Annotated in this window: 2 protein-coding genes; both read left to right on the top strand. The window is 62.5% G+C overall.

All coding sequences use genetic code 11. The features are described 5' to 3' along the window. A partial coding sequence (locus EN991_RS37795) for an ABC transporter permease (RefSeq protein ID WP_164769731.1) occupies positions 1-777 on the top strand: 777 nt, incomplete at its 5' end. Between the two features lies 1 nt (position 778). After that, positions 779-981 (top strand): ATP-binding cassette domain-containing protein (locus tag EN991_RS37790; protein WP_127370607.1); only part of this gene is annotated, 203 nt, incomplete at its 3' end.

The raw sequence follows: 981 nt of genomic DNA, 5'->3' as shown, positions 1-981 counted from the left end.
GTTGGCCGCCGGGGCTACGAGATGCGCGACGATTTTCTCGCGTCGATGAACATCCTCGGCGCCACCATCCGTGGCGCGCAGATGAAGCTCGGCCGTGGCCATGCCGTCAACCCGGCGGCGATTTTCAACCAGATCGACCGTATGGGCGTCGGCGCCATTCCGGTGGTGGTGCTGATGTCGGCGATCGTCGGCGCCATCGTTGCCCAGCAGGGCGCCTATCAGCTCAGCTATTTCGGCGCCGATATCTTCGTCGTCGACCTCGTCGGCGTGCTGATCCTGCGCGAACTCGGCGTGCTGATGACGGCGATCATGATCGCCGGCCGCTCCGGCAGCGCGATCACCGCCGAGATCGGCTCGATGAAGATGCGCGAGGAGGTCGACGCGCTGAAGGTCATCGGACTTAACCCGATCGGCGTCCTGGTCTTTCCGCGCCTTGTGGCGCTGGTCATCGCCTTGCCGTGCCTGACCATCATCGCCAATTTCGCCGCACTCGGCGGCGGCATCCTGGCTGCCTGGCTCTATTCCGACATTCCACCCGCCGCCTTCATCGACCGGCTGCGTGTCGCCATCGATCTCAGCACCATCTTTGCGGGCCTGATCAAGGCGCCGTTCATGGCCATGATCATCGGCACGATTGCCTCGGTCGAAGGCATGAAGGTCGGCGGCAGCGCCGAATCGCTCGGCCAGCACGTCACCGCCTCTGTGGTGAAGTCGATCTTCGTCGTCATCATCCTCGACGGGCTTTTTGCCATGTTCTACGCAGCGATCGAGTTCTGAGATGAAGCTGCGAAACAGGAAAAGGGCGGGTGCATTGGCGGATGACGCGGGCGAGGGCGATATCGTGCTTTCCGCGCACGACATCAGCGTTTCCTTTGCCGACAAGCTTATCCTCGACAGACTGTCGCTCGACATAAGGCGCGGCGAAATCCTTGGATTTGTCGGCGCCTCGGGCGCTGGCAAATCCGTTCTACTGCGCACCAT

This window comes from Mesorhizobium sp. M7A.F.Ca.US.005.03.2.1, from assembly GCF_003997795.1.
GTDB lineage: Bacteria > Pseudomonadota > Alphaproteobacteria > Rhizobiales > Rhizobiaceae > Mesorhizobium > Mesorhizobium ciceri.
This window is presented reverse-complemented; position numbering and strand designations above follow the sequence as displayed.